Source organism: Alcanivorax sp. 24 (assembly GCF_004360225.1).
In the GTDB taxonomy this organism is placed as follows: Bacteria; Pseudomonadota; Gammaproteobacteria; order Pseudomonadales; family Alcanivoracaceae; genus Alloalcanivorax; species Alloalcanivorax xiamenensis.
In genome coordinates this window covers 153,136-178,471 of sequence record NZ_SNUA01000009.1, presented here as the reverse complement: position 1 = coordinate 178,471, position 25,336 = coordinate 153,136, and the positions used below count along the sequence as shown (strand labels likewise).

23 protein-coding genes are annotated in these 25,336 nt (G+C 60.4%); 18 read left to right on the top strand and 5 right to left on the bottom strand.

Annotated elements, in window-relative coordinates; translation table 11 throughout:
• Window positions 1–178: 178 nt before the first annotated feature.
• Window positions 179–1,756: a phospholipase D family protein gene (locus E0L37_RS13805; protein ID WP_240687476.1), complete on the top strand. Its 1,578-nt coding sequence runs from the start codon at window positions 179–181 to the stop codon at window positions 1,754–1,756.
• A gap of 246 nt (window positions 1,757–2,002) precedes the next feature.
• Here E0L37_RS13805 and E0L37_RS13800 read toward each other — a convergent pair whose 3' ends face one another.
• Together E0L37_RS13800 and E0L37_RS13795 are read right to left on the bottom strand one after the other, a co-directional pair.
• Window positions 2,003–2,296 carry a hypothetical protein gene (locus E0L37_RS13800; RefSeq protein ID WP_133492298.1) on the bottom strand — a complete coding sequence of 98 codons (294 nt, stop codon included), beginning with the start codon at window positions 2,294–2,296 and terminating at the stop codon, window positions 2,003–2,005.
• 22 nt (window positions 2,297–2,318) lie between these two features.
• Window positions 2,319–3,509, bottom strand: a complete 1,191-nt coding sequence (locus tag E0L37_RS13795; protein ID WP_133492297.1) for an RtcB family protein — start codon at window positions 3,507–3,509, stop codon at window positions 2,319–2,321.
• A gap of 299 nt (window positions 3,510–3,808) precedes the next feature.
• On the opposite strand from E0L37_RS13795, the gene E0L37_RS13790 reads away from it, so the two are divergent.
• Complete coding sequence (locus E0L37_RS13790; RefSeq protein WP_133492296.1) at window positions 3,809–4,438, top strand: FMN-binding negative transcriptional regulator; 630 nt, start codon at window positions 3,809–3,811, stop codon at window positions 4,436–4,438.
• Between the two features lie 21 nt (window positions 4,439–4,459).
• On the opposite strand, the gene E0L37_RS13785 is transcribed toward E0L37_RS13790, so the two are convergent.
• Window positions 4,460–4,852 carry an MAPEG family protein gene (locus E0L37_RS13785; protein ID WP_133492295.1) on the bottom strand — a complete coding sequence of 131 codons (393 nt, stop codon included), beginning with the start codon at window positions 4,850–4,852 and terminating at the stop codon, window positions 4,460–4,462.
• A gap of 285 nt (window positions 4,853–5,137) precedes the next feature.
• Here E0L37_RS13785 and E0L37_RS13780 point away from each other — a divergent pair, with 285 nt between their 5' ends.
• From E0L37_RS13780 to E0L37_RS13730, 11 genes are all read left to right on the top strand, one after another.
• Window positions 5,138–6,307 (top strand): TAXI family TRAP transporter solute-binding subunit, encoded by a 1,170-nt coding sequence (locus E0L37_RS13780; RefSeq protein ID WP_133492313.1) that lies wholly within the window; start codon window positions 5,138–5,140, stop codon window positions 6,305–6,307.
• 21 nt (window positions 6,308–6,328) lie between these two features.
• Window positions 6,329–8,326, top strand: coding sequence for a TRAP transporter permease (locus E0L37_RS13775; RefSeq protein WP_133492294.1), 1,998 nt, complete (start codon window positions 6,329–6,331; stop codon window positions 8,324–8,326).
• A 205-nt stretch (window positions 8,327–8,531) separates the two neighbouring features.
• Complete coding sequence (locus tag E0L37_RS13770; RefSeq protein ID WP_133492293.1) at window positions 8,532–9,518, top strand: IclR family transcriptional regulator; 987 nt, start codon at window positions 8,532–8,534, stop codon at window positions 9,516–9,518.
• A 46-nt stretch (window positions 9,519–9,564) separates the two neighbouring features.
• Complete coding sequence (locus E0L37_RS13765; RefSeq protein WP_133492292.1) at window positions 9,565–10,719, top strand: acyl-CoA dehydrogenase family protein; 1,155 nt, start codon at window positions 9,565–9,567, stop codon at window positions 10,717–10,719.
• Window positions 10,720–10,757: 38 nt separating this feature from the next.
• The gene (locus E0L37_RS13760) at window positions 10,758–11,720 is read left to right on the top strand and encodes a tripartite tricarboxylate transporter substrate binding protein (RefSeq protein ID WP_133492291.1); all 963 of its coding nucleotides are present in this window, start codon (window positions 10,758–10,760) and stop codon (window positions 11,718–11,720) included.
• A 58-nt stretch (window positions 11,721–11,778) separates the two neighbouring features.
• Window positions 11,779–12,744: a tripartite tricarboxylate transporter substrate binding protein gene (locus E0L37_RS13755; RefSeq protein WP_133492290.1), complete on the top strand. Its 966-nt coding sequence runs from the start codon at window positions 11,779–11,781 to the stop codon at window positions 12,742–12,744.
• 2 nt (window positions 12,745–12,746) lie between these two features.
• On the top strand, window positions 12,747–13,214 hold the full coding sequence (locus tag E0L37_RS13750) for a tripartite tricarboxylate transporter TctB family protein (RefSeq protein WP_133492289.1): 468 nt from the start codon (window positions 12,747–12,749) through the stop codon (window positions 13,212–13,214).
• A 42-nt stretch (window positions 13,215–13,256) separates the two neighbouring features.
• Window positions 13,257–14,765 (top strand): tripartite tricarboxylate transporter permease, encoded by a 1,509-nt coding sequence (locus E0L37_RS13745; protein ID WP_133492288.1) that lies wholly within the window; start codon window positions 13,257–13,259, stop codon window positions 14,763–14,765.
• Window positions 14,766–14,837: 72 nt separating this feature from the next.
• Window positions 14,838–16,058: a CaiB/BaiF CoA-transferase family protein gene (locus E0L37_RS13740; RefSeq protein WP_133492287.1), complete on the top strand. Its 1,221-nt coding sequence runs from the start codon at window positions 14,838–14,840 to the stop codon at window positions 16,056–16,058.
• A gap of 198 nt (window positions 16,059–16,256) precedes the next feature.
• Window positions 16,257–16,910, top strand: coding sequence for a hypothetical protein (locus tag E0L37_RS13735; protein ID WP_133492286.1), 654 nt, complete (start codon window positions 16,257–16,259; stop codon window positions 16,908–16,910).
• Window position 16,911: 1 nt separating this feature from the next.
• The gene (locus tag E0L37_RS13730) at window positions 16,912–18,165 is read left to right on the top strand and encodes a DUF445 domain-containing protein (protein ID WP_133492285.1); all 1,254 of its coding nucleotides are present in this window, start codon (window positions 16,912–16,914) and stop codon (window positions 18,163–18,165) included.
• A gap of 24 nt (window positions 18,166–18,189) precedes the next feature.
• Here E0L37_RS13730 and E0L37_RS13725 read toward each other — a convergent pair whose 3' ends face one another.
• Both E0L37_RS13725 and E0L37_RS13720 read right to left on the bottom strand, forming a co-directional pair.
• Window positions 18,190–18,840 (bottom strand): MBL fold metallo-hydrolase, encoded by a 651-nt coding sequence (locus E0L37_RS13725; RefSeq protein WP_236564068.1) that lies wholly within the window; start codon window positions 18,838–18,840, stop codon window positions 18,190–18,192.
• A gap of 399 nt (window positions 18,841–19,239) precedes the next feature.
• Window positions 19,240–19,662, bottom strand: a complete 423-nt coding sequence (locus E0L37_RS13720) for a VOC family protein (RefSeq protein WP_133492283.1) — start codon at window positions 19,660–19,662, stop codon at window positions 19,240–19,242.
• Between the two features lie 169 nt (window positions 19,663–19,831).
• Between E0L37_RS13720 and E0L37_RS13715 the strand changes: the two genes are divergently transcribed.
• The 5 genes from E0L37_RS13715 (at window position 19,832) to E0L37_RS13695 (ending at window position 25,299) form a co-directional block, all read left to right on the top strand.
• Complete coding sequence (locus E0L37_RS13715) at window positions 19,832–21,292, top strand: amidase (protein WP_133492282.1); 1,461 nt, start codon at window positions 19,832–19,834, stop codon at window positions 21,290–21,292.
• A gap of 484 nt (window positions 21,293–21,776) precedes the next feature.
• Window positions 21,777–22,820 carry a TRAP transporter substrate-binding protein DctP gene (gene dctP / locus E0L37_RS13710; protein WP_133492281.1) on the top strand — a complete coding sequence of 348 codons (1,044 nt, stop codon included), beginning with the start codon at window positions 21,777–21,779 and terminating at the stop codon, window positions 22,818–22,820.
• An 85-nt stretch (window positions 22,821–22,905) separates the two neighbouring features.
• The gene (locus E0L37_RS13705; RefSeq protein ID WP_133492280.1) at window positions 22,906–23,457 is read left to right on the top strand and encodes a TRAP transporter small permease subunit; all 552 of its coding nucleotides are present in this window, start codon (window positions 22,906–22,908) and stop codon (window positions 23,455–23,457) included.
• Window positions 23,454–24,764 carry a TRAP transporter large permease subunit gene (locus E0L37_RS13700; protein WP_097058289.1) on the top strand — a complete coding sequence of 437 codons (1,311 nt, stop codon included), beginning with the start codon at window positions 23,454–23,456 and terminating at the stop codon, window positions 24,762–24,764. Before E0L37_RS13705 ends, E0L37_RS13700 begins: the two co-directional genes overlap by 4 nt.
• A gap of 112 nt (window positions 24,765–24,876) precedes the next feature.
• Window positions 24,877–25,299 carry a VOC family protein gene (locus E0L37_RS13695; RefSeq protein WP_133492279.1) on the top strand — a complete coding sequence of 141 codons (423 nt, stop codon included), beginning with the start codon at window positions 24,877–24,879 and terminating at the stop codon, window positions 25,297–25,299.
• Window positions 25,300–25,336: the final 37 nt, after the last annotated feature.

Sequence of the window (25,336 nt, the reverse complement as noted above, 5' to 3'; positions counted from 1 at the left end):
TGTGTTGTCGTCCCGTTGGTTGGGAGCACGCCCGCCGCTGGCGGGTGATGAAAGGTAAAAAAGGAAGGCATTCCAGGTTAGACCAGAGACGTTGGTTTTTGAATGTGGCTTTATGGGGGATCGTTGCCTGATCCTGCTTGATGGCGTGCGGCCGATTGTGATGCGAGGAGAACGACCTTTGACCAGATTTGCGAGGCCCGGAGTGATGGTGGGCCATGGGCTACGGGGCCTGGTGCTGATCACCATGCTGTCGGCCCTGACCGGGTGTGCCGGTTTACCTTCCCTGGAAGGGCGCACGACCACCGTGGCGCTGTCACCGGAGTATGCGCGAACTTCCGCCATGGGAAAGATGGTGACGCCGCTGGTGGACGCTCACTCTGGCAAGAGCGGTATCCATGCCCTGGCTGATGCGCGGGAGGCTTTTGCGGCCCGCATGCTGCTGGCGGACGCCGCCGAACACACCCTGGATATCCAGTATTACATCTGGCGTGCCGACATCACCGGCACACTGCTGTTCGAGGCGCTGCACCGGGCCGCCGATCGTGGCGTGCGGGTCCGGTTACTGCTGGATGACAATAATACCGTCGGTCTGGATGAGATTCTGTCGGCTCTGAATGCCCATCCCAACATCGAGGTGCGGCTGTTCAACCCCTTTGTTTTGCGTTGGCCTCGGGCCTTGGGGTTTGTTACTGACTTCTCCAGGGCCAATCGGCGCATGCACAACAAGTCCTTCACGGTGGACAATCAGGTGACGGTGGTGGGCGGGCGCAATGTGGGGGACGAGTACTTCGGTGCCACCGACGGTCCACTGTTCGCGGATCTGGACGTGCTCGCCATCGGGCCGGTGGTAAACGATGTTTCCGTTGATTTTGATCGCTATTGGGCCAGCCGTTCCTCCTATCCCGCTGGCCGTATTCTGCCGGATAAGCCGGTCCCCGACCTGCAGGCGTTGGCGACGTCGGCATCGCGCATGGAACAAACCCGTAAGGCCGACGCCTACATGCGCGCTTTGAAGCAATCCGAGCTGGTTACTCAACTGCGTAATGGCAACCTGCCGTTCGAGTGGGCGACAACCCGGATGGTCTCGGATGATCCCGCCAAGGGTCTGGGTGAAGCGGCGCCGGAGGGGCTGCTGATGGCGCAGCTGTCGGAAATCATTGGCACTCCCGCCGCCAACCTGGAACTGGTTTCGCCGTATTTCGTACCCACCGCCGCCGGGGTGGAGGCGTTTACCACTTTGGCCGAGAGCGGCGTTGAAATCCGGGTGCTTACCAACTCTCTGGAAGCCACGGACGTATCGGCGGTGCACGCGGGGTACGCAAAGAGACGCAAGGACCTGCTCTCCGCCGGTATTCAGTTGTATGAGATGCGTGCCACAGTGGACGCTGTGGAGCGCAATAAAAGCGCGGGACCGTTTGGCAGTTCCGGCTCCAGCCTCCATGCCAAGACCTTCGCCGTGGACCGGGAGCGGGTGTTCGTCGGTTCCTTTAACTTTGATCCGCGCTCCGCCAATCTCAACACCGAGCTGGGGTTTGTCATTGAAAGCCCGGCATTGGCCCAAGCGGTGGACCACGTTTTTGAAACACGGGTGCCGGAAGGCGCCTACCAGGTCAAACTGGATGAAAGTGGCGAATTGTACTGGCTGGAGAAGAGTGCGGAGGGGGAACGGGTTTACCACAAGGAACCCGGGGTTGGACTGGTTAAACGCTGGGGCGTGTGGCTGCTGTCCTGGCTACCGATCGAATGGTTGCTATGACGGAGTGGATGCTTCGTATGTTCGAAAAGAGACATGCAGAAAAGAGCCTCACCGCACTTTACCGGGAAGTCTCGCTCCAGCCGAGGCGCCACGGGCCAAGACGGGATTCAGGAATCAATAGCGGAGGTTAAGGCCCCCGCAAGCCCATTCGCCAGCAGGCTGGCTCCCACAGCGACTTCGAAGCCCTTCCAGGCCAGCGATCGGAAAAGCGCTGGCGCTAGCCCCTCACCTCGAAGCGGAGCCGTGTTACGCCTTTGCGGAACCTGCTTCACGACGTTCCCGCAAAGGCGTAACACGGCTCCGCTGTCCCTGATGGAAGGCAATACGGTTTCCCTCCAAACCGCGATGAACCAAAAAAGAGGGGCCATCGGGCCCCTCTTTGTTCTCCTCTTCTTGTTGCCAATCGTCGTAGTCCTCCAGAGCATTCCGCCAGTCCAGGCGGGGGCGTACCGCCTGCCGGCCGGGCTGATGGGGGCCACCCTTGCGCATTAGCGGATTGCAGGCCGCCGGATTGCGCATCGGTTTACGCATCTTCTTCATACCTTTCTCCCGTCGCGGGCTTTCAGCCCTTTACACATAACACCTGCTTCAGCGTGTGCACGATATCGACCAGATCGGTTTGATCCGCCATGACCCGGTCAATGTCCTTGTAGGCGCCGGGAATCTCATCCAGAACCCCTCTGTCCTTGCGGCATTCCACGCCCCGGGTCTGAGCCTCCAGGTCGGAGCGGCTGAACCGCCGTTTCGCCTCGCTCCGGCTCATGGTGCGGCCAGCACCGTGTGAGCAGGAACAGAATGACTCGGCATTGCCTTTGCCGCGAACAATATAGGACCGCGTGCCCATGCTACCCGGAATAATGCCGAGCTGATCCCGGGCAGCGGCAATGGCGCCTTTGCGGGTCAGGAACAGGTCCTGGCCAAAATGCGTTTCCCGTGCCACATAATTGTGATGGCAATTAATCGCTTCCTTGCTGACCTGAAACGGAGGCAGCAAGGGGCGGAGCGCCTCCACTACCAGCCGCATCATCTCGCGGCGATTGGCCAGAGCATAATCCTGTGCCCATTCCACCGCGTGCACATAGTCATCGAAATGCTCCGCGCCCTCCTGAAAGTAGGCCAGATCCCGATCCGGCAAATGCAGTTGGTGTCGTTGCGCGTCCTTGCGCGCGAGACTGATGAAGTAACGGCCAATCACATTGCCGATACCGCGGCTGCCGGAGTGCAGCATCACCCATACCGCCTGATTCTCATCCAGGCAGAGTTCGATGAAGTGATTGCCGCCGCCCAGGGTGCCCAGCTGGCGCGCCCAGACGTGGGGCTTCTGCATCTTGGCGATGCCCGGGTGCCGGCCGATGATCCGGTCCAGCCCCGCACCCAGCTGATTCACCGACTTGCGTTGCACGGTGGGCTTGTCGTGATGGTTGAAGCCCACCGGTACCGCCTTCTCGACGGCACCGCGCAGCCGGCGCAAATCATCCGGCAGGTCAGTGGCCTTCAATGTCAGACGCACCGCGTTCATGCCACAGCCGATATCCACCCCGACGGCCGCGGGGATGATGGCGCCGGCGGTGGGAATCACCGAACCCACGGTGGCACCGATGCCAGCGTGCACATCGGGCATGGCGGCCACGTGATGATGAATGATCGGCAACTGAGCGATATTGATGAGTTGGTTCAAGGCACCGTGTTCGATCTGATCGGTATAGATCTTGATCGGTACCCGGCCTTTGTTGATCACCTGTTTGACTGGCATGGTGTCCTTCCAGTATTGCTTTGCGGGCAGTGCCCGCCTCCTTGTTGCGTCTTCCACCACGCCATAACGGAAAAACCCTGATGAACAGGGTCCACCAGGGTTTTCGGCAGGCCGCTGGAAGACGTTGTCACGCCTTCCAGTGGTCTCAGGAAGGCGTATTAGTGTTGTGAGCTCTTAAACTGTGATTTCATGGGGCCTCCCTGTTAATGTCGGGTTGATAGCAATGAGGATGCGCATAATACGCCGCCTGCGCGGTGACGCAACCCCCCTTATCCTTGATTCGTGAAGAGGCCTCAAAAGTGTATCAACCCCGTGCCTTCAGGCAGACCGAAGCCGCCGCCCTGGACGACCTGATCCGGGACTTTCCGTTCGCCACTCTGGTGATTGAACAAGACGGGCTGGCCGCCAATCATCTGCCGCTATTGCTGCGGCGGCACGCCGATGGCCGGGCCACACTGGTGGGACATCTGGCTCGAGCCAACCCAATGTGCGATGACCAGTTTGAGCCGGTTTCGGCCCTGGCGATCTTTCATGGCCCACAAGGTTATATCTCTCCCAACTGGTATCCCAGCAAGGCTCGTGACGGGCGGGCGGTACCGACATGGAATTACGCAGTGGTGCATGTGCGCGGCACGCTGGCGCTGGAGCGTGATCCGCGCTGGCTGAGGGCCCTGTTGAATCAACTGACCGATCACATGGAATCGGGCTTCGACACGCCCTGGCGGTTGCAGGATGCGCCGGAGGAATATTTAGAGCGGATGATTGCCGCCACGGTTGGCGTGCGTCTGGAAGTACGGGAGATCGAAGGCAAATGGAAGCTCAGTCAGAATCAGCCGGACGAGAACCAGAAAGGCGTGATCGCCGGGCTTGGGCGGGAGCGCCAGCCGGAGCTGGCGGCCTGGGTGGAAAAGGTGGCGTCTGGTCGCTGAGCGGCTTCTCCAGGCGGGCGATCAGTGCGCCAGCGACCACCAGATCAGTTGCAATCCCATTGCCAGCATCACCACCCAGGTGATGACAATACCACTCTGGCGGCCCAGGTTGACGGTGGAGGGACGCGCCAGGCCCCAGGCGTGAAGCAGGCGGCCTATAAAAAGGGCGGATCCATGGAGGTGAAGGAGCGTGGCGCTGGTGCCCAGGTTCTCCAGAACAGCCAGGCCGATCAGAACGATGGGAATGTACTCAGTGGCATTGCCATGGGCGCGAACCGCCTTCTGGAGTGACCGGTTGCCGCCATCACCGAGTGAGACGTGGCCGCTTAGCCGGTTGCGAACCACGTTCGCGGCCAGTGCCAGCAATAACAACATGAGAAGCCCGGTATAGAGGGCGGTGATGACGAGACTCATCGATTTACTCCGATTGGATTCCGTTGACGGATGATAGAACGGTGGTCATTGAAACCGTCAGTTATTTCGGGCCTATAGTGGGCCTCAGCCGCCCGCTGCTCTGGAGGCCATGAAGGGGACGGGTTGGGTCAACCGATGTGACATACTATGAGGTTTGTCCGCGATTGAATTTTGCCGCGCCCAGTATCTCGGTATAAGCTGAGTAGATAAATTTGAATGCTGTTCCGCTATGCGGAATACATAAGCCATTTTATTACAACAACAGTGAATCGGGAGAGCACACTGATGGGTGTTTTGAAGTCGACCTCCATTCTTTTTTCCGCCCTTGTTACAGGCACTTTGATGGTTTCAGGCAGCGCCTTGGCCGCCGAGGACGTCAGATTGCCCAAAACTGTCGCCATGACCGCTTACGGCACGGGATCCGGCGGTTACACACAGATGGTGTCGATCGGTAATCTGCTGAAGAACGAGTATGGAGTTTCTGTCCGTATTCTGCCTGGTGAAAATGATGTATCGCGGATGACACCGTTACGTACCGGCCGGGTGCCGATGTGCGCCTGCGGTATTGCCAGTTACTACGGCTCGGAAGGGGTGCTGATGTTCGCCAGCAAGGAATGGGGGCCCCAGCCGATCCGTGTGATCGCGACTTCCACCGCCAGCTTCGGTCTGGGCCTGGCGGTGGCAGGTGATCTTGATGTAAAGACTCCGGCGGACCTGAAAGGCCGGAAGGTGTCATATATCCGTGGCGATGACGCAAATAATCTTGGTACCGAGGCCTATCTGGCATTTGGTGGTCTTACCTGGGATGACGTTGAGAAAGTGGAGTTCCCCGGCTATGCCCGCACCTTTGACGGGGTTGTTGCCGGGCAAAGTGATACCGCCTTCACCATGACGGTGACTCCGGTGGCGCAGCAGTTGGCTGCCAGTCCTCGCGGTATCAACTGGCCGACTCTGGACCCGAATGATAAGGAGGGCTGGGACCGCCTTAAGGCGGTTGCGCCGTATTTCCAGTCCCACAAGGTGACGTCCGCTGCGGGGCTTGGAGAAGGCGAGATGTGGCAGGGCGCCACCTACCCCTATCCGATTCTGGTCAGCAATGCGGATGAAAAATCCGGTTTGGCCGGTTCCTTGGTCAAGGTACTGATTGAAGACTACGACAAGTTCAAGGACGCGGCGCCGGGCAACGCCGGTTACGCCTTGGAAAACCAGAACATGCAGTGGGTGATTCCGTTTCACGACGAGGTGGTGGCTTACTACAAGGAGATCGGCCACTGGACCGACGAGATGCAGGCGCATCAGGATCGATTGGTGGAGCGTCAGGGGATCCTGCAAAAGACCTGGAAGGCTTATACCGAAGGCAATCCCCCGGAAGATGACGAGGCATTCCGCAAAGGATGGATGGAAGCCCGGGCCAAGGCATTGGAAGCAGCAGGTATGAACCCGGTATTCCGTTAACCGACGCATAGGTAGTAAACGGTGAAATTCGAAGCGGAAACCGAACCCTCAAAGGGCCAGGTATCTGGTGTGCGGGACTTGCCGGGGCTGTGGCCCTGGCTGCCGCGGCTGGTCACCCTGGTTCTGACTCTTCTGACCCTGGATTACGTGCTTAATCTCGGGTTTTTCAAATTGGTCACCGCGCTGGAGAGCCAGTTTCTCTACACCGTGGTGGCGTTGATGTTACCTCTGGTCTTTATCCTTTGGCCGATCAAAACCGGCATCGCCTCCAAGCGTGTCCCCTGGTATGACGTGCTGCTGTTTTTGCTGGCGTTGGCGGTCTGTGGATACTTCGTCTACAACGCGGAGCGGATTCTCGATAACGGCTGGGAATACGCGGCACCGCAAACCGCCATGGTGATGAGTTTCCTGCTCTGGGCGATTGTGGTGGAGGCGGTGCGGCGCGCCGGTGGCTGGCCGCTGGCCTTGATATGTGGTCTCGCCAGTGTCTACCCGATAGTGGCGGACAAGATGCCGGGCCCGATTCAGGGCTTCCCATCGTCACCGGATCAGACCGCGATCTACCACGCCATGAGCCGGGAAAGCATGTTGGGGATTCCCTTGCAGGCGTTCGCCAACCTGGTGATCGGCTTCTTGCTGTTCGGTGTCGCGTTGCAAAAGACCGGTGGCGGCAAGTTCTTCATTAATCTGGCTTTCGCTCTGCTTGGCCATGTTCGTGGTGGTCCGGCCAAGGTGTCGATTTTTTCCAGTGGTCTGATGGGATCGATGAGCGGCAGTGTGATCACCAATGTGCTCACCACCGGCGTGCTGACCATCCCGGCCATGCGCCGGGTTGGCATTGGCCGGTCCTATGCGGCGGGCGTTGAGGCGTGCGCATCGACTGGTGGGGTGTTGATGCCACCGGTGATGGGGGCCACGGCGTTCGTGATGGCCAGCTTCCTGAATATTCCCTATGCCACCATCGCGCTGGCGGCGGTGGTGCCGTCGCTGCTGTTTTATCTGGGCCTGTTCGTGCAGATCGACGCCTACGCCGCGAAATATCAGTTGAAGGGATTGCCCCAGGAAGAGCTGCCGTCTTTGCGCCAGACCTTGAAGGAAGGATGGTATTTCATCTTTGTCTTCGTACTGCTGATTTGGATGCTGTTCTACTTGCGCCGTGAGGCTGTCGCACCGTTCTATGCCACCGCGCTGTTGCTGGTCATCAACCAGATCCTGCCGTATCACCGCTGGGGCTGGGCCGAGTGCAAGGACTTCTTTTTCAGCGCGGGCAAGCTGTTCGCCGAGCTGATCACGATCCTGGCCGGGGTCGGGTTGCTGGTGGGCGCTTTGTCGGTAACCGGTCTGTCCGGCACCATCGCCAACGATCTGATCTACATCGCCGGCGGTAATCCGCTGGTGTTGCTGATCATGGGAGCGGTGACCAGCTTCATTCTTGGTATCGGCATGACCGTGACCGCCGCTTACATCTTCCTGGCGGTGGCACTGGCCCCGGCTTTGGTGCAGGGCGGCGGTATGAATCCACTGGCGGTGCACCTGTTCATCCTCTACTGGGGCATGCTCAGTTTCATTACGCCACCGGTGGCTCTGGGGGCTTTCGCGGCGGCCACCGTGGCCGGCTCCCGGCCGATGGAAACCGGCTTGAAGGCGATGCGGCTGGGTAGCGTGATTTACTTCATTCCGTTCCTGTTCGTGCTGAATCCGGCGCTGATTCTGCAGGGCCAGTGGCAGGATATCGTGATCGTGCTGTGCCAGGCGCTGGTGGGCGTGGTGTTGATCGCCGGAGCCATGCAGGGCTACCTGATCGGCATTGGGGACCTGACCGTGCACCGGGTGTTGCAATGGCCGATTCGGGGGATGCTGGTGATCGGTGGTCTGGCCTTCGCCATCCCTGGCGGCGGCGCCATGCCGCTGGATCATGGTGAACTGTTCATGCTCAGTCTTGCCCTCACTCTGCCGGCGCTGTTCGTCGCCTGGCTCCTGGTCCGCGGCGACCAGCGGGCGCGCCCTCACGGGGCGTGATCGTCCCTGTCACCGGGCCGTCCGGCCCGGTGATCCTTCCTCTGTGCTTTCCCTTGCCGTCGTTGGTGAGCCTCTGAAAGCCGGCGTTTCGCCAATATGCACCTGATTTCATTTCTTTCCCCATGGTTTCAGACCGGCGGGTCACGGAGCTTGACGTCGGCTTTGTCTTTTTCTTAAATAGAAAAGACTTTCGGAGAAAGAAAAAATGGCGAAGAGCTACCAACTACAAACACTGGCCCGTGCTCTGGATGTCCTGGAACTATTGGAAAGGACCTCCAAGCCGATGTCTCTGACGGAGATCGCCGAGCTCCTGGGGGAAGCAACCGCCATTGTCTATCGGATCCTGCACACCCTCGAAAACAGGGGGTATCTCTACCGTCGCCCGGAGGACAAGCGGTACAGCTATACCGGCCGTTCCACCGGAGCCGGGGCGGTGTCCCGGGCGGTGGATTTGCTGCTGGCGGCGGCTGAAAACGTGCCCGGAGGGGCTTCGGCGGAGCAACTGGCCGGGCGAGTGGGACTGGACCCGAGAGTGGCTGAAGAGATTTTGATTCCGCTGAGAGAAAAAGGCTGGATCCAGCAGGAGAACGGCGGTGATCAGTGGCGCTTGTCCCATTCGGTGATGGCATTGAGCCGCCCTTTCCTGAATAGCGACGATGTGCTGGTACGCATCCGCCCCCTGATGGAGCGGCTCCATGCCGACACCGGGGAAACCGTGTCGCTGTTTCACCGGGCCGGTGACAGCCAGGTGGTCACTTCTGTCCTGCCCAGCCCCCACCCGGTCCGCTATGCGTTGGATATGGGAAGCACCTTTCCGTTGTACCTGGGCGCCGGGGGCAAGGCGATGATGGCCTTCCTGCCCGAGCCCGAAGTGGAAGCGCTGATCAGGAATCACCAGATCACCGCGTTGACCCGCTATGTCCCCAAGACCGGTGTTTTACGTAAGGAACTCAAGTCCATTCACCAGAGAGGTTATGCCATTTCCAACGGCGAACGGGTGGAAGGCGCCAGCGCGGTGGCCGTGCCGGTGCTGCGCGGGGACGGTTATCCGGTCGCCGTGCTGGGTTTGATGATGCCCAGTTTCCGTACTTCGGATGGCGCACTGCATGCCCTCGGTGAGCGGCTGGTGGAGGAACTCAGCCGGCTGCGGATTCCTCCGGTCCGGCCGCGGAGCTCGTACTCCAACGCCTGACCAGATTCAAAGTAATTGGCCGGGTAACCGGCATGAGGAGAACAACATGATTCGTGATCCGGAGAGCTTCCAGGTCTTCCTGAACGAAACGCGTCGCTGGGTGAAGGAAGTGGCGATACCGGCGGAGGACTGTGTGGAAGCCGACGACCAGATCCCCGAGGACCTGGTCGGGCAGATGCGTGAGCTGGGTTTTTTTGGCTGGAGTATTCCAGAACAGTTTGGTGGTGCCGGCCTGACCACCGAGGAGTTGGTTCTGGCGGCGATGGAGTTATCCCAGTGCGCCACCGCCTTTCGGGCCCGGGTCGGGACCAACACCGGAATTGGCTCGGAGGCTCTGGTGGCCGATGGCACCGAAGAGCAAAAGGCCCGTTATCTGCCATTGCTGGCCAGCGGTGAGGTAACCGGGTGCTTCGCGCTGACCGAGCCGGAAGCCGGATCCCAGGCCACGGCCTTGCGGACCCGCGCGGTGCGCGACGGCGACGAGTACGTTGTTAACGGCTCGAAGTGTTTCATTACCAATGCGCCTATCGCCGGATTGTTCACGGTGATGGCGCGAACCGATCCGGAAGACCTGTCCGCCAAGGGCATCAGCGCTTTTATCGTCGAGGGCGACACACCGGGCCTGAGCGTGGGTAGGCCGTACAAAAAAATGGGCCAGGCCGGATCGCCGGTGTCGGAAGTGTATTTCCAGGATTGCCGGGTACCCGCGGCCAATCTGATCGGCGGGGTGGAAGGTAAAGGTTTCGTTACCGCCATGAAAGTGTTGAACAAACAACGCCTGCATTTGAGCGCTTTGTGTACCGGGCCGGCCATGCGCATGCGTGATGAAGCCCTGGCCCACGCATTGCAACGCCAGCAGTTCGGCCAGCCGATTGCGGAGTTCCAGTTGGTGCAGGCGATGATCGCCGACATTCAGACGGAGATTCACGCGGCCCGTGCTTTGATCCTGGAAACCGCTCGCAAGCGGGATAAGGGAGAGGACGTGAAGCTGGAGGCATCCATGTGTAAATACTTCGCGTCGGAAATGTGTGGCCGGGTAGCGGACAAGGCCGTACAGATCTTCGGCGGCGCCGGTTATGTGGCCGATTACAGCTGCATCGAAAGACTTTACCGCGATGCGCGGCTGTTCCGCCTGTACGAAGGCACCAGTCAGATTCATCAGCTGAATATCGCCAAGCTGACGTTGAGTGCCGCTTCTTGAAAACCTTTGACATTCATTGACCCGAAAGGAAAGACGATATGCTTACAACAATCATGCGTCGAATCCTGAGATTGATGTTGCCGGTACTGATCGTGGCGGCAGCGACAGCATCCCAGGCCGCGAATTATCCCGAACGTCCCCTGACCGCCATGGTGCCGTTTCCCGCTGGCGGCAGTACCGATCTGATGGCTCGCGCCATTGCCAGGGAACTGACTGACTCTCTTGGAACCAATGTGGTGGTGGATAACCGCGCCGGCGGAGCCGGCACGGTGGGCATGGCCGCCCTGGCCCGCGCTCGCAAGGACGGCTACACCATCGGTGTGGTGCCGGCCGCGCCCCTGGTGAACCAGCCTCATATGCGTCGAACCCCTTATAGCCTCGAGTCCTTTGACTACATTTGTCAGTTCTTCCTCAGCCCGCAGGCGTTGGCGGTAAAGCCCCAGTCTCCATTCTCCAATCTTGACGAGATGGTGGCCTATGCCAAGGCACACCCCGGGGAGTTGACCTACGGAAGTCCGGGGCCGGGGTCCCTGCCTAATCTGTCCATGGAGCAATTCCTGGAAAAAGCAGGCGTACAGGTCACGCATGTGCCGTTCGCCGGAGACGGGCCGGGCGTCACCGCTTTGATCGGCGGACATGTGGATATGTATATGACCATGTCCAACGTGATCGCCGATCGGGAATTGAAGGCCATTGGTATTTTCAGCGAGGCGGCACTGGATACCTTGCCCGGCGTGAAAACGGCGATCAACCAGGGCTACGACCTGACGGCTTCCTGGTGGGGAGGTGTGATCGCGCCCAAGGGCATCCCCGATGAGGCCCGGAACATCCTGGAACAAGCCTGTAAAACCGCCACCGAATCCGAACGCCTTGATGAGGTCCTGGGACGACTGGGAACCCAGGCTGCTTACCTCGGCTCGGATGATTTCCTCAAGCAAGTAAATCGTATCTCGGAAACCAACGGACGGTTGATCGAAAAAGTGCTTAAAAAGTCACAGTAGTCCGATGGCGTCGGCTATCGGAACCACACAGTGCTTATCTGATATTCGGGAGAACAACATGAAGATAACAAAATCTCTGTCTCTTGCCATGACGGTCGCCTTGCCGGCGCTGCTGGCTTCTTCGTTGTCATTGGCGGAGGACTTTCCTGTCCGGCCGATAACGGAAATCGTTCCTTATCCCGCTGGTGGTAGCACCGACCTATCGGGCCGGGCTTTCGCGGAGGCTTTGTCGGATTATTTCGGCGTCAACGTGGTTGCCGATAACCGCTCCGGTGGCGGCGGCAGCGTCGGTATCAGCGCTCTCGCCCGCGCTCGGTCGGACGGCTACACCATCGGTGTGGCCCCGGTGGGCACCATCGCCAATCAGCCACACATGCACCGCACGCCTTACAGCGCCGAATCTTTCGATTACCTGTGTCAGTTTTACTATGGCTCCGAAGTCCTGGTCGTGAAACCGGACTCGCCATTCAGCACCCTGGAGGAGGTGATCGACTACGCCAAAGCTCATCCGGGAAAACTGTCTTTCGGAACACCTGGGCCGGGAACCTTGCCACACCTGGACATGCTCAGATTACAGCAGATCACGGGGATTGAACTGACCCATGTTCCCTTTGCCGGTGACGGTCCGGGGCTGACTGCTCTGATGGGTGGGCATGTGGATTTGTACATGGCGTTGCCAAACACGGTTACCGATCGGAACCTTGATGCGGTGGCGATATTCAGTGAGGAGCCGATGGCCTCTCTGCCGGGAATCAAAACGGTGAAGGCGCAGGGCTACGATATGACCGCTTCCGTTTCCGGCGGCCTGGTGGCCCCCAAAGGGCTGCCGTCCGCTATCAAACAGAAACTGGTGGAGGGCTGCGAGCAGGCCACCAAGTCCGAGGAACTGAAAACGGTATTGGGGCGTGTCGGTTTCGAGGCCCGTTATCTGGGCCCGGACGAGTTCCGCCAACTGGTGGAGCAGACGTCCGAGGTGAATGGCCGCCTGATCAAGGAAGTGATCAAGAAAGACGGGAGCCGGTAATCATGAAAGCGCGCGTTCTGGACGCCGGCTATGGCGTTGCCGTACTGGTCGCGGCGCTGACGGTGTATTTCGCCGGTGGCGGTGACGACACCGTGCACCACGTCGCCAATGATCCGTTCTGGTATCCGAAGGTGCTGCTGATATTGATCGGCGTGTGCTCGCTATGGTTGCTGGTGAAAAGCGCGCTCGGTCGATCAGGGGCGCCGCCCTCCAGTCTCCAGTGGCGGGCCCTGGCGGCAACGGTGGTGATCAGTGGTGCTTACCTGCTGGCCTATGAGGCGCTGGGCTTCGTGCCCAGCACCTTGGTCCTGATGCTGGTAATGAGCGGGGTGCTGGGATTCCGGCACCCACTATGGCTGGTGGCGATATCGGTGTTGTTTACCGCGGTGATCTGGTACGGCTTCGCCGATTTTCTGAATCGGACGCCTCCGGGACCGGCGCTGCCTTCAGTTCTCTCACTGTTCCAATAATTCTTCCAAAAAATACATACCGGATAACCGGAGGCTATCGAGATGGATGCCTTTTTAAGCGCCCTCAGTATGCTCACAGCGGTGGATGCCCTGCTGGCCGTGGTGGCCGGCACGCTGGTTGGTATCATCATCGGCGCCTTGCCAGGCCTGGGGTCGTTACTCGCGATCACCATGGCTTTGCCGCTGACGTTTGTTCTCGGGCAAGGGGCAAGCATTGCCTTGTTGCTCGGCATTTATTGTGGATCAATCTACGGCGGTTCGCTGTCGGCGATTCTCATCAATACACCCGGCACGCCACAGTCCGCGGCGACGGTGCTGGATGGTTTTCCCATGGCCCGGCGCGGTGACGCCGGTCTGGCGCTGGGCTGGTCGACCACGGCGTCCGCTTTTGGTGGCATCCTGGCCACGATCATTCTGGCGGTGGCTTCGCCGTTGCTGGCCAAGATCGGGATTCGTTTCGGCCCGGTTGAATACTTCGCGCTGGGGCTGTTCGCGTTGACCTGTATCGTTACGGTGTCGCGGGACAACCTGGTGAAAGGGCTGCTCGCCGGTCTGCTGGGTTTGTTCGTGGCGGTGGTTGGCCAGGACCCGGTGACCGGTTACCTGCGTTACGATTTCGGTGTTTTCGACCTTTCCGCCGGCATCGGTCTGGTGCCGTTTCTGGTTGGCCTTTTCGCCCTGTCCGAGGTGTTCTGGCGCGCCGCGGAGAAAAAGGACGAGATAGGGCCTGTCATCCGCTCCGCCTTCCAGTTGCCCGGGCTGGCGGAGCTACGGCGCCGGGCCATGGTGCTGGTCAAATCCTCGTTGATCGGTACCTGGATCGGGACGCTGCCGGGCGTGGGAGCGGCTTCCGCTTCCATGGTCAGCTACGCCGAAGCCAAGCGAAGTTCACCGAACAACGACAAGTTCGGTACCGGGGAACCGGATGGCCTGATTGCCTCCGAGGCGGCCAATAACGCGGTCAGCTCGGGCGCCATGGTGCCGACCTTGTCCCTCGGCGTGCCTGGTGACCCGATTACCGCGGTGATGCTCGGTGCGCTCGTGCTGCAGGGTGTCACGCCGGGACCCCGGCTGTTTCTGGAAAACCAGTCGCTGGTGCTGTTCATCTTCATGATGCTGTTCGTGGCGAATATCTGCATGTTCCTCGGCGGGATGCTGATGTCGCCTTTGTTTTCCAGGATCCTGCGCCTCCCCGAGCCGTTGCTGATGGCCTGCGTGGTGGTGCTGGTCGCCACCGGTACCTACAGCATCAATGCCAACCCTTTTGATTTGCTGGTGGTGTTGATCGCCGGGATCGCCGGTTTCCTGTTGCGCTACAACGGTTTCCCTCTGGCGCCCATGGTGATTGGTTTCGTGCTGAGCCCCATGATCGAACAAAGCCTGAGGCAGGGCCTGATTCTGAATCAGGGCAGCTTCATCGCGTTCGCCACCAGTCCAATCGCCGCGGTGCTGTTTGCGCTGACCGCGCTGTTTTTGCTGTGGCCGGTGATCCGGCTTGTTCAGCGACGGCTGCGACCAGAGCGGCGGCGCCGGCCATCCTCCGATTACTGATCCGCGGGTTACCGCGGGATTGGCATCAACATTAAATTCGAACTCATCAGGAAGTGCAGGGAGATGAAGGTTATGGCGGAGAGTAAAAAGGCTCTGGATGGCGTCCGGGTAGTGGAATTCGGCCAGTTCATCGCCGGCCCCGGTGCCACGCAGATTTTGGCGGATCTGGGTGCCGACGTGATCAAGATTGAAAGTTTCAACGGCGATAACAGCCGGAAGTTCGGTGTCAGTGAAAAGAGCGGTTATCGCAGTGGCATGTTCATGGCCTATAACCGTGGCAAGAAATCCATAACGCTGGATCTGCGCAACCCCGAAGGCGTGGAGATTGCCCGCAAGCTGGCCCTGCGGGCCGATGTGGTGGTGCAAAACACCCGCGTGGGTGTGATGGAAAGCATTGGTCTGGACGCGGCCACGCTACGCGCCGAAAAACCTGGACTGATCCATGCTTCTATTTCCGGATTCGGCACTGGCGGTCCTTCCCGGGAACGCCCCGGTCTGGATATCGCCGCGCAAGCGGAAAGCGGCATGATGTCGCTCACCGGTGAGCCGGGAGGCACACCACTGAAAACCGGGTTTGCCGTGGTTGACGCGGCCACCGCCACGGCCACCGCCAACGCCGTTCTCGCCGCTTTGTTCCGCTGTGCCCGGACCGGCGCGGGGGAAACCATCGAGGCCTCTCTGCTGGCCACGGCAATCGGATTGCAGTCACAGATCTGGGCGGAATACGCCTGCTCCGGCGCCTTGCCGCAACGGGTCGGCAATGCTCAGCCGCTGGTGGCGCCGGCGGCGGATTTGATCACCGTGCAGGACGGTTACATCGTTATCTCCGCCTATATGGAGGATCACTGGCAACGACTCTGCCGCGCCGTGGAACTGCCGGATCTGGCAAAGGATGAGCGCTTCGCCACCAGCAACGACCGTGTCAGAAACCGGCCGGCGATGATTGACATTCTGAGCACCGCCCTGGGCGGCTACACGGGCGAAGAAGCGCGTGCCCAACTGGAAAATTCCGGCGTGGTGTGCGGGGTGGTGAGGGACTACCGCCAGGTCCGGGCCAGTGCCGATGTGGAGGCGACCGGCATCTTCAAACGTGTGCACGACGGCCGGGGTGGTGAGGTGGAGATCCCCGGACTGCCTTTCACTTTCGCCGGCACCGGTGAGGTGGAGAAACCGTATACGTTGCCGGAACTGGGGGAGCATACTCTTGAGGTTCTGGCGCAGGCCGGTTTCACGCCAGAACAATGCCAGGCGCTCCTGGAACGGAAGGTGATCTCGGCGGGCAATGCCGGATAGTATCCCGGGGACTGTCGCGGCCGGGCTCCTTCCGCCCTGGAACCTGGCCGCATAAAAAACGCAACGTGCTGTCACCTGTCTGCTGTGGACAGTTTCCGATGAATTGGGTATTGCTGAATCCATAACCGAGTCGGGTCACCGTCAGCCACGGGCGCCGGGGAACCCGAAGAATCACGACAAGAATAAGGATGCAGCAACTTGCCGAACCGGTCCGAGCCTCAGCCCCCGGTGGGGGGCCGCGTATTGGCGATACTGCGGCGTCTGCCGCCGATACGCCGCGCCGAAGCCCGCTTTCAGCACGTGGAAGAAGAGGTGCTCCGTGGTCTCAGGGAACGTATGGATGCTCTGGATCCGGCTGCCTCCCATCATGCCGAAGCCTTCCAGAATCGTCTGACCATCAGCCTGGAACAGGATACCGACACCCTGGAGATGGAGATCGTCCAGGGCCTTGCCGGTCATTTGGTTTCCGATGAATGGCGCCTGTTGGCGGCGCTGTCCGACGGCTCCGGTTATCCGTTGCTGACTCTGCGTCGTGCCCGCTGGCGTGACAGCGGGGAAGCGCTGCACCGCTATTCCAGTATCGGCCGCAGCGCCGGCGTGTATGCCCAGGAATACGTGCCGTTGTATCTGGCCCGGCTGATCAATAACGGTCTGGCGGCGGCGTTGCCGGAACGGGCGGCGCTGCGCATGGATTATGAGTTGTGCGAGGGCGATGCCACGTTCCGCGAGGCCCAGCGCCGCTGGGGCGGGGAGCGGCCGCCATTGAAGGTCCGCCGGGAAACCTTGGTGATCAGTCCCGCTGGTCAGCGCCTCTGGGACACGGTGATGCAACTGGGTGAGGAGGAACGGTGAGATGGACTGGTCTTTGATTCTCGCCGATGTGCGCGCCAATTGGATTCTCTACCTTTCCATGCCGGTGGTGGCGGCCTTGATTGGCTATGTCACCAAGCTGGTGGCGATCCGCATGATGTTCCAGCCACTGGAATTTGTTGGCAAACCGCCGTTGCTGGGCTGGCAGGGGATCGTGCCGCGCCGGGCCGCCACCATGGCCAGCATTGCCTGTGATCTGATGATGGAGCGGCTGCTGAAACCGGAGGATGTGTTCGACCGTCTGGACCCGCAACGGGTGGCGGCGGAAATCCGCGATCCGCTCATCGACGTGGTGGAGGACATTACCCGCGAGGTGGCTTCGGAGTACCAGCCCGGTCTGTGGGAGACCCTGCCCGAAGGGATCAAGCGAAGAGTCATCCAGCGCATCCAAAAAGAAGCGCCACACATGGTCGAGCAGATCATGGAGGACATCAAATCCAATATCCATCGGGTGTTCGACCTCAAACACATGGTGGTGAACGCGCTGGTGCGGGACAAGGAGCTGCTTAACCGGGTGTTCCTGGAAGCGGGGCATGTGGAGTTCAAATTCATTGCCCGGTCCGGCATCTATTTCGGATTCGCCATCGGTTGCGTTCAGGCGGTGGTCTGGGCCCTGACTCATAATGTCTGGGTGATTCCCCTGTTCGGTTTGTTCACCGGCTGGTTCACCGACTGGCTGGCATTGAAGATGATCTTCAACCCGAAACAGCCAGTGCGTTACTTCGGTATTTTCGAATGGCAGGGGCTGTTTCTACGCCGGCGCAAGCAGGTGGCGGCCCGTTATGGTGAACTGGTGGCTCAGGAAATCGTCACCCCGCAGGCGATCATCGAGGAAATCCTCAAGGGGCCGTTGTCGGACCGCCTGTTCGCGCTGGTTCAGCGGCAGGTGCAACGCACCCTGGATGAACAGGCCGGGCTGGCCAAGCCGCTGGTGGTCTTCGCGGTGGGGACCAGCCGCTACCAGCAGATGAAAAAGGCGGTGTCGGAGAAAGTGATGGCGGCCTTGCCGGAGGCGCTTGGCCATGTGGAAGAATACGCCCAGGAGGCCATGGACCTGAAGAATCTGCTGGTCACCAAGATGCAGGAATTGACCGAAGATGAGTTCGAAGGACTGTTACGCCCCGCTTTCCAGCAGGACGAATGGATTCTGATCGCGGTCGGAGCCCTGCTGGGCTTCCTGGTGGGGGAAGCCCAGGTGCATGTCATGCTGCATTTCGCGGTGATGCCGGGGGGATAGCCGGCGTGATCTCACGGCGGGGCTCTAATCCACCGCGCCGTCCTTTAATGGGGCCAGCGCCTCGTCCACGCAGCCTTGCCAGCTTGTCGCGTCCTCGAAGCGGCGATAGCCGCCACCGGCGCCGAAAGCGCTGGAGATCACCAGATCCGGAGACAAGGTGCGCAGGAAATGCAGACTCTCGATCAGCGCCTCCCGGTCGCTCATCGACGGCAGGAAACCATTGCGGCCCTGGCCACCTTCGTCGAAGTACAACGTATCGCCGGTGAACAGGTAGCGGTCGCCAGTGGGGGATTGCACCAGGAAACAAGTACTGCCGGGAGTGTGCCCGGGGGTGGGCAGGATTTCGATATCGCGCGGATGGTGCTCCCGTTGTGCCAGCACCACATCCACCGGGCAGTATTTTTCAATGTCCTCCAGCTCGCTCCGGTGCCCGCACAACTGACTGTTGAAACGGGTCCGGATCACCGCCAGGCTGGCGCCGACTTCGTCGCGGTGGCTCAGATACTGGCGATGCACGCCGCCGTGATCGGCGAACGCGGATAACTCATCATCATGACTGGTGTTGTAGAACAACACATTCCCCGCCGGATGGGCGTAGAAATAGGCGTGGGTTTGCAAGCCGGGAGCCGGGTATTCCGGTTCGGTCTCCCACAGGTCCTTGGCGACTTGTTTCATGGTGGCGCTCCAGGAGTTGGCATGGGTGCCCATGCTAGAGCCTGTTCGTGGTTTTTACACCACCGCGCCGGAGTTTATTTTGTCGTCAGGTCGTGATTTCGATTGTGCGGTGTAGTCATTCTACATAAACAAGCGTAATCGCGGCCTGACGGCACTCTCCACCTAAAGAAGGTGGACCCGGCCCTTCGGGTTGCGCTGGAAAAACCGCCAGACGCCACCGCGGCCTTTGACTTTGGACCCACCAGAGCCTTCAGTCCGCAGTGGCGTCTGGCGGCTTTTCCAGCGGCAACGCGGTGGTGTAAAAACTATGAACAGGCTCTCGACCTCAACCACCGTGGAGGGCAACCCTTCGACACTGAAGATGTGACCTTGCTTTGGATCACCAGTGTCCCGCGGTCCTTACCAGCTGCCGGTGTTCTCCATGGAGGCCCAGGGCTCCCGCGCGGGCAGGGCATCGCCCTTCTGCAGCAATTCCACGGAAATCAGATCCGGTGAACGGACGAACGCCATGTGGCCGTCCCGGGGCGGGCGGTTGATGGTGTAGCCCATGTCCTGGAGGTGTTGGCATAACGCATAAATGTCATCCACCCGGAAGGCCAGGTGGCCGAAGTTGCGCGCCGAGCCCATGTTCTCTTCCGGGTCCCAGTTCCAGGTCAATTCGACTTCCGCTTCCGGGCTTTCCGGCGCGGCCAGGAACACCAGGGTGAAACGCCCGGCGGGCACGTCCTTGCGGCGGACTTCCTTCAGTCCCAGTCCCTCGCAATAGAAACGCAGGGAAGCATCCAGGTCAGTGACGCGGACCATGGTGTGCAGGTATTTCATTGGGTGGTCTCCGTGGATCAGGACACTTTGGCGGGCGGCCCATTTTGTCACGGCGGTCTCGCGGGCTCCAGGAAAGAGCACGGGGGGCATCGCTTGACCCGGCGGCATGAAGGGGGTTCGATTATGAAAATGAAACCAAATTCCACAACAAAGGTAAGGAGAAGCTGTGATGGCGTTGCATCGTCTGAGCACCACCGAACTGGCCCGGCGTATCCGTGAGGGCGAACTGACCGCCAGCGAGGCGCTGGAATACTTTATCGCTCGTGTGGAGAAGCTGGATCCGCCGCTTAATGCGGTGGTGGTGCGGCGTTTTGACGAGGCGCGGCAGCGGGCACGGGAGGCGGATGAGGCGCTGGCCCGGGGCGAACACTGGGGCCTGCTGCACGGGGTGCCGATGACGGTGAAGGAAACGTTCGAGGTGGCCGGCTGGCCCACCACCGCCGGGGTGACGGATCTGTCCGGCCATATCCCGCGACAGGATGCCGATGCCATTGAGCGGTTGCGCGCCGCCGGCGCGGTGCTGTTCGGCAAGACCAACGTGCCGGCCTACGCCGGTGATCTGCAGAGCTTCAACGAGATCCATGGCACCACCAACAATCCGTGGAATCCGGAATTGACCCCGGGCGGGTCCTCCGGCGGTGCCGCCGCCGCGCTGGCCGCCGGCATGACGCCGCTGGAACTGGGCAGTGATATCGGCGGCTCCATTCGTACTCCGGCGGCGTTCTGCGGTGTGGCCGGTCTGAAGCCGAGCTGGCGATTGATTCCCACTCGAGGTCATATCCCTGGGCCACCGGGTTCCCTGTCCACCCGGGATATCTCCGTGGCCGGTCCGATGTCACGGCATGTGGAGGATCTGGAACTGGCCATGGACATTCTGGCCGGACCGGACCAGGACGAAGGTGTCGGCTGGCGTCTGGCGTTGCCGGAACCACGCCATGACCGGCTGGAGGCATTCCGGGTGGCGGCCTGGCTGGATGACCCCCGCTGCCCGGTGGATCGGCGTATCGTCGAGGCCCTGGAGCAATTGACCGGACAATTGGAGCAATGGGGTGTGATGGTGGACCGCGATGCGCGGCCCGAGGGGATCGGCCTCTCCGAGGCATACGATGTTTACTATCAGTTACTTGCTGGCACCATGGGGGTGGGGTTGCCGCCGTCGCTGTACCAGCAGATGGAAGAAGGGGCCGCCGAGGCCGCTCCGGATGATCAGGGCTACCGGGCCCGTTTCGCTCGCGGCACCACGCAGAGTCATGCGGACTGGCTGCGCGCCAATGAGCGGCGGACGGTGATGCGACGTCAATGGCGCCGGTTCTTCCAGGACCACGACGTGTTGCTGTGCCCGGTGGTACAGACGCTGCCGTTCAGCCACCGGCAGACGCCGGGCCCGGATCAGCGTACGCTGACCGTGAACGGAGTGGACCAGCCTTATATGGATATCCTGGTCTGGGTGGGGCTGGCCGGGGCGGTCTACTTGCCGGCGGCGACGTTGCCCATCGGCGTTTCCGCGGAGGGGCTGCCGCTGGCCGTGCAGATCATCGGCCCTTACCTGGAGGACCGCACCGTGCTGCGTTTCGCCCGTTTGCTGCAGGATCGGCTGGAAGCCTTGCCGGAACCGCCCTTGGGCGGCTGACCGGGCTCGCAGCGGAAGAAATGTGACCCAGAGCCCATCTGGGATCTTTACGCCTCCGCGCCGGAGTTCATTTTGTCGTCAGGTCGTGATTTCGATTGTGCGGTGTAGTCATTCTACATAAACAAGCGTAATCGCGGTCCGGCGGCACTCTCCACCTAAAGAAAGTGGACCCGGCCCTTCGGGTTGCGCTGGAAAAGCCGCCAGAGGACGCTGCGGCCTTTGACTTTGGACCCACCAAAGCCTTCAGTCCCCAACGCCCTCTGGCGGCTTTTCCAGCAGCAACGCGGTGGCGTAAAGATCCCAGATGGGCTCTTAGTCGCGGAAATGAAATAAGACAAAAGTGGGTATGGTGATGAGGGATCCTGTGTTAAATTTGCGCGGATTCTCATTATTTTGATCGTCTGTTTCGCTATGCGGAATGGCTATCGTTTTGACCCAAACCGGTGGCGCTCACCACCCGAGAAGAAAAAGCAGGAGAACTAGAATGGTTCTGTTAGCACAACTCCGTAAGCATCTGGTCACGGCCGCCGCCGCGGTGGCGGTGGCAACCAGCGCTGTTTTGCCCTCCCTGGCCTCCGCCGATGATGTCATCAAGTGGAAGGTTCAATCCCACTGGCCCGGTGCCAGCAGTTCCTACAAGGACAGCCTGGAGCGCATCAAGCGGGTACTGGAAGAACGCACCGGCGGCCGTCTGCAACTGCAATTGTTTGAATCTGGTGCCCTGTTCAAGCCCAATGAGACCTTCAATGCGGTCAGCCGGGGCATCATTCAGATGGGCACCATCTCCCCGGGCTACGCTCAGGACAAACTGAGCCTGGGCGGCATCGCCTCTGGCCTGCCTTTCGCGTTCCACAATGTGTGGGAAGCGGTGTACTTCCATAAGAACATGGGGTTCGAGGACAAGCTGCGGGCGGAAGCCGCCAAGTACGGTGTGTACTATTCCACCGACAAGATCTACCCCACGGAAATGGTGATCAAGAAGCCGGTGGAAAGCTGGGATGACTTCACCAAGCTGAAGATCCGTTCTTCCGGCGCGTTGCAGAAATTCCTCACCGAAGCCGGTGCCGCTGCCTCCTATATCCCCGGTGGCGAACTGTATCAGGCGTTGTCCACCGGCGTGGTCGACGGTGCCCACTGGGGCGCCTCCCAGGGCGCGAAGAGCATGGGCCTGTACGAAGTGGCCAAATACCACGTCAAACCGGCTCTGAACATCGCCGGCACCGACGTCTTCATCGTCAGCCAGAAAGCCCTGGACAAGCTGCCGGAAGGCATGGCCAAGATCGTCAAGGATGCCTTGGAAGAGCAGTTCTGGCTGCGCACCAATGAGTATCTGTACCAGGAACGGGTTTCCCTGGCCACGGCGATGCGTGATGAAGGCGTGCAGGTCAACACTCTGCCCGACGATGTGCAGAAACGTCTGACCGCCACCGCCCAGAAGACTTGGGACAAAGAAGCCGAGCGCAGCCCCGAGGCGAAAGCCATCGTGGAAGAACTGCGTGGTTTCCTGAAGGACCTCGGTTACCTGTAACCGGTGACCGTCAGGATGATGAGGGCGCCCACCGTGGCGCCCTTTTCTCGTTCCCGCCCTTCACTCGACCTATTGGAGGAGCCCCATGTCCGCGGTTCGAGCGTTTATTAATGGGATCACCTGGCTGAACGACCATGTCGGCCGCTGGGTGTCCTATCTGGTGTTCGCGATGTTCGCGTTCCTGATACTGGAGGTGTTCCTCCGTTACGTGTTCGGTGCGCCCACCGTATGGACCAACGAGCTGACGCAAATGCTGTTTGGTGTTTACGGTGTGCTCGCCGGTGGTTACGTCATGGCGCATAAAGGCCATGTCAACGTGGACTTGTTCCACTCCGCGTTACCGGTGCGGGTGCGCGCGGGCCTGGATGTGATCACCTCGGCGGTGTTCTTTATTTTCGTCGGGGCGTTGCTGTATTTCGGCAGCTCCATGGCGCTGGAATCGATCGAGAGTCTGGAGACCTCCTACTCCGCCTGGAACCCGCCGGTCTGGCCGATCAAGGCCTGCATTCCCCTGGGGGCCCTGCTGCTGCTGTTGCAAGGCCTGGCCAAGTTGCTGCAGGACCTGGGCGTGGCCTTCAATCTGATCGATCCGTCGGAGATCAAGACTCTGGGTGACGAGGAGGAAGACCACCTATGAGTATCGAAATGCTCACCTTGCTGTTCTTCGGCACTCTGCTGCTTTTCGTCTTTCTGGGCGTGCCGCTGACTTTCGTACTGGGCGGTGTCTCGGTGGTGTTCCTGTATTTCACCTGGGGTGCCGACGCTTTCTATATGGTGGCCTCGCAGATCTGGGGCACGATGGAAAGTTCGACCCTGGTGGCGATCCCGCTATTCGTGTTCATGGCCATGGTGCTGGAGCGAACCGGGGTGGCCAAGGACCTCTATCATATGATGCACCTGTGGTGGGGTGGCCTGCGCGGCGGTCTGGCCATCGGTACCCTCGGCATCTGTGCCTTGTTCGCGGCCATGTGTGGTATCAGCGGCGCCGCGGTGGTGGCCATGGGTACCATTGCTCTGCCGTCGATGCTGGAGCGCGGTTACGACAAGAAGCTGGCGCTGGGGGTGATCAACACTGGCGGCGGCTGGGGAATTCTGATTCCGCCCAGCATCCTGATGATCCTGTATTCGTTGATCACCGGGGTTTCCGTGGGTCAGATGTTCGCCGCCGGGGTGTTGCCGGGCCTGTTGTTGATGGTGCTGACGGTGCTGTACATCGTCGTGCGGTGCGCCTTCCAGCCGAATCTGGCACCGGCCTTGCCCAAGGAAGAACGGGGCAACATGGCGGAGAAGATGCGCGCGCTGCGGGCGGTGATCCTGCCGATCCTGATCGTGGTGATGGTGCTGGGCTCCATCATCAAGGGTATCACCACCCCTACCGAAGCGGCCGCCGTAGGCGTGTTTGGTTCCCTGCTTTCCGCCATCGTCTACCGTAAGCTGACCCTGGGCTTGATGCGGGAAGCGGCTCTGCGCACCTTCAAGCTTACCGGTATGATCATGTGGATCCTGTTCGCCGCCCACGCCTTCAGTGCCGCTTACCAGAGCATGGGCGCCCAGGCGTTGATCGAAGGGCTGATGACGTCGATCCCCGGCGGTCCCTGGGCGATCATTATTTCCATGATGGTGATCGTGTTCCTGCTGGCGATGGTGCTGGATCCCGTGGGTATCATGCTGATCACGCTGCCGGTGTTCATGCCAATCGTACAGAGTCTGGGTTTTGATCCGATCTGGTTCGGCATCCTGTTCGTGATCAACATGGAGATCGGCTATATGACCCCGCCGTTCGGCTTCAACCTCTTCTATTTGAAAGGGGTGGCGCCACCGGATGTCAGTATGCGTGATATCTACTCCTCGGTGATTCCGTTCGTGATCGTGGAGATCATCGGCCTGGCCCTGATCATGATGTTCCCGGAAATTGCCACCTACCTGCCCCAAGCCCTGTTCTAGGGGGCTCCCGGCAAGCTCCCGGCATCCGTTTCAAGGAAAAGCCGGGAGCTTGTCGAATCCGCATCTTCCTGATCGACTCTCTGGTGACGTTAACCCATAAGGAGAGTCATCCGTGAACGTAAATCCCTATCTTTTCTTCCAGGGACAGTGCGAGGAAGCGCTGCGGTTCTACGCTGATCTGCTGGACGGCGAAATTCTGGCGCTGCTGCCGTACGGGCCTGAAGGCTGTAAGGACATGCCCGAGGCGAAACAGGACTGGATCATGCACGGCTGCGTAAAACTGGACGACACCGTGCTGATGGGCTCGGACAGCCCTTCGGACCGGTATCAGGTGCCGACGGGGCTGTCGGTGTCGCTGGAGGTAAATGACCCGGAGCGGGCCGAGCACGTCTTCGCGGCGCTGTGTAGCGGCGGCAGCGTGATCATGCCTATGGAAGCGACGTTCTGGGCGCTGCGTTTCGGCATGGCCACCGACCGTTTCGGTATCCCCTGGATGGTGAACTGCCCGAGCCCGGAGGCCGGCTGCCCGGAATAGTCGGTCTTGCGGACATGATTTCGCGAGCGAGCTCGCT

Excerpts from the sequence above, each read along its gene's own strand:
- E0L37_RS13770 (WP_133492293.1), top strand. The coding sequence starts at position 8,532 with ATGGCGAAGAGCTACCAACTACAAACACTGGCCCGTGCTCTGGATGTC.
- E0L37_RS13705 (WP_133492280.1), top strand. The coding sequence starts at position 22,906 with ATGTCCGCGGTTCGAGCGTTTATTAATGGGATCACCTGGCTGAACGAC.
- E0L37_RS13760 (WP_133492291.1), top strand. The coding sequence starts at position 10,758 with ATGCTTACAACAATCATGCGTCGAATCCTGAGATTGATGTTGCCGGTA.
- dctP (WP_133492281.1), top strand. The coding sequence starts at position 21,777 with ATGGTTCTGTTAGCACAACTCCGTAAGCATCTGGTCACGGCCGCCGCC.
- E0L37_RS13715 (WP_133492282.1), top strand. The coding sequence starts at position 19,832 with ATGGCGTTGCATCGTCTGAGCACCACCGAACTGGCCCGGCGTATCCGT.
- E0L37_RS13720 (WP_133492283.1), bottom strand. The coding sequence starts at position 19,662 with ATGAAATACCTGCACACCATGGTCCGCGTCACTGACCTGGATGCTTCC.
- E0L37_RS13740 (WP_133492287.1), top strand. The coding sequence starts at position 14,838 with ATGGCGGAGAGTAAAAAGGCTCTGGATGGCGTCCGGGTAGTGGAATTC.
- E0L37_RS13745 (WP_133492288.1), top strand. The coding sequence starts at position 13,257 with ATGGATGCCTTTTTAAGCGCCCTCAGTATGCTCACAGCGGTGGATGCC.
- E0L37_RS13780 (WP_133492313.1), top strand. The coding sequence starts at position 5,138 with ATGGGTGTTTTGAAGTCGACCTCCATTCTTTTTTCCGCCCTTGTTACA.
- E0L37_RS13725 (WP_236564068.1), bottom strand. The coding sequence starts at position 18,840 with ATGAAACAAGTCGCCAAGGACCTGTGGGAGACCGAACCGGAATACCCG.
- E0L37_RS13730 (WP_133492285.1), top strand. The coding sequence starts at position 16,912 with ATGGACTGGTCTTTGATTCTCGCCGATGTGCGCGCCAATTGGATTCTC.
- E0L37_RS13755 (WP_133492290.1), top strand. The coding sequence starts at position 11,779 with ATGAAGATAACAAAATCTCTGTCTCTTGCCATGACGGTCGCCTTGCCG.
- E0L37_RS13765 (WP_133492292.1), top strand. The coding sequence starts at position 9,565 with ATGATTCGTGATCCGGAGAGCTTCCAGGTCTTCCTGAACGAAACGCGT.
- E0L37_RS13750 (WP_133492289.1), top strand. The coding sequence starts at position 12,747 with ATGAAAGCGCGCGTTCTGGACGCCGGCTATGGCGTTGCCGTACTGGTC.
- E0L37_RS13800 (WP_133492298.1), bottom strand. The coding sequence starts at position 2,296 with ATGAAGAAGATGCGTAAACCGATGCGCAATCCGGCGGCCTGCAATCCG.
- E0L37_RS13795 (WP_133492297.1), bottom strand. The coding sequence starts at position 3,509 with ATGCCAGTCAAACAGGTGATCAACAAAGGCCGGGTACCGATCAAGATC.
- E0L37_RS13785 (WP_133492295.1), bottom strand. The coding sequence starts at position 4,852 with ATGAGTCTCGTCATCACCGCCCTCTATACCGGGCTTCTCATGTTGTTA.
- E0L37_RS13700 (WP_097058289.1), top strand. The coding sequence starts at position 23,454 with ATGAGTATCGAAATGCTCACCTTGCTGTTCTTCGGCACTCTGCTGCTT.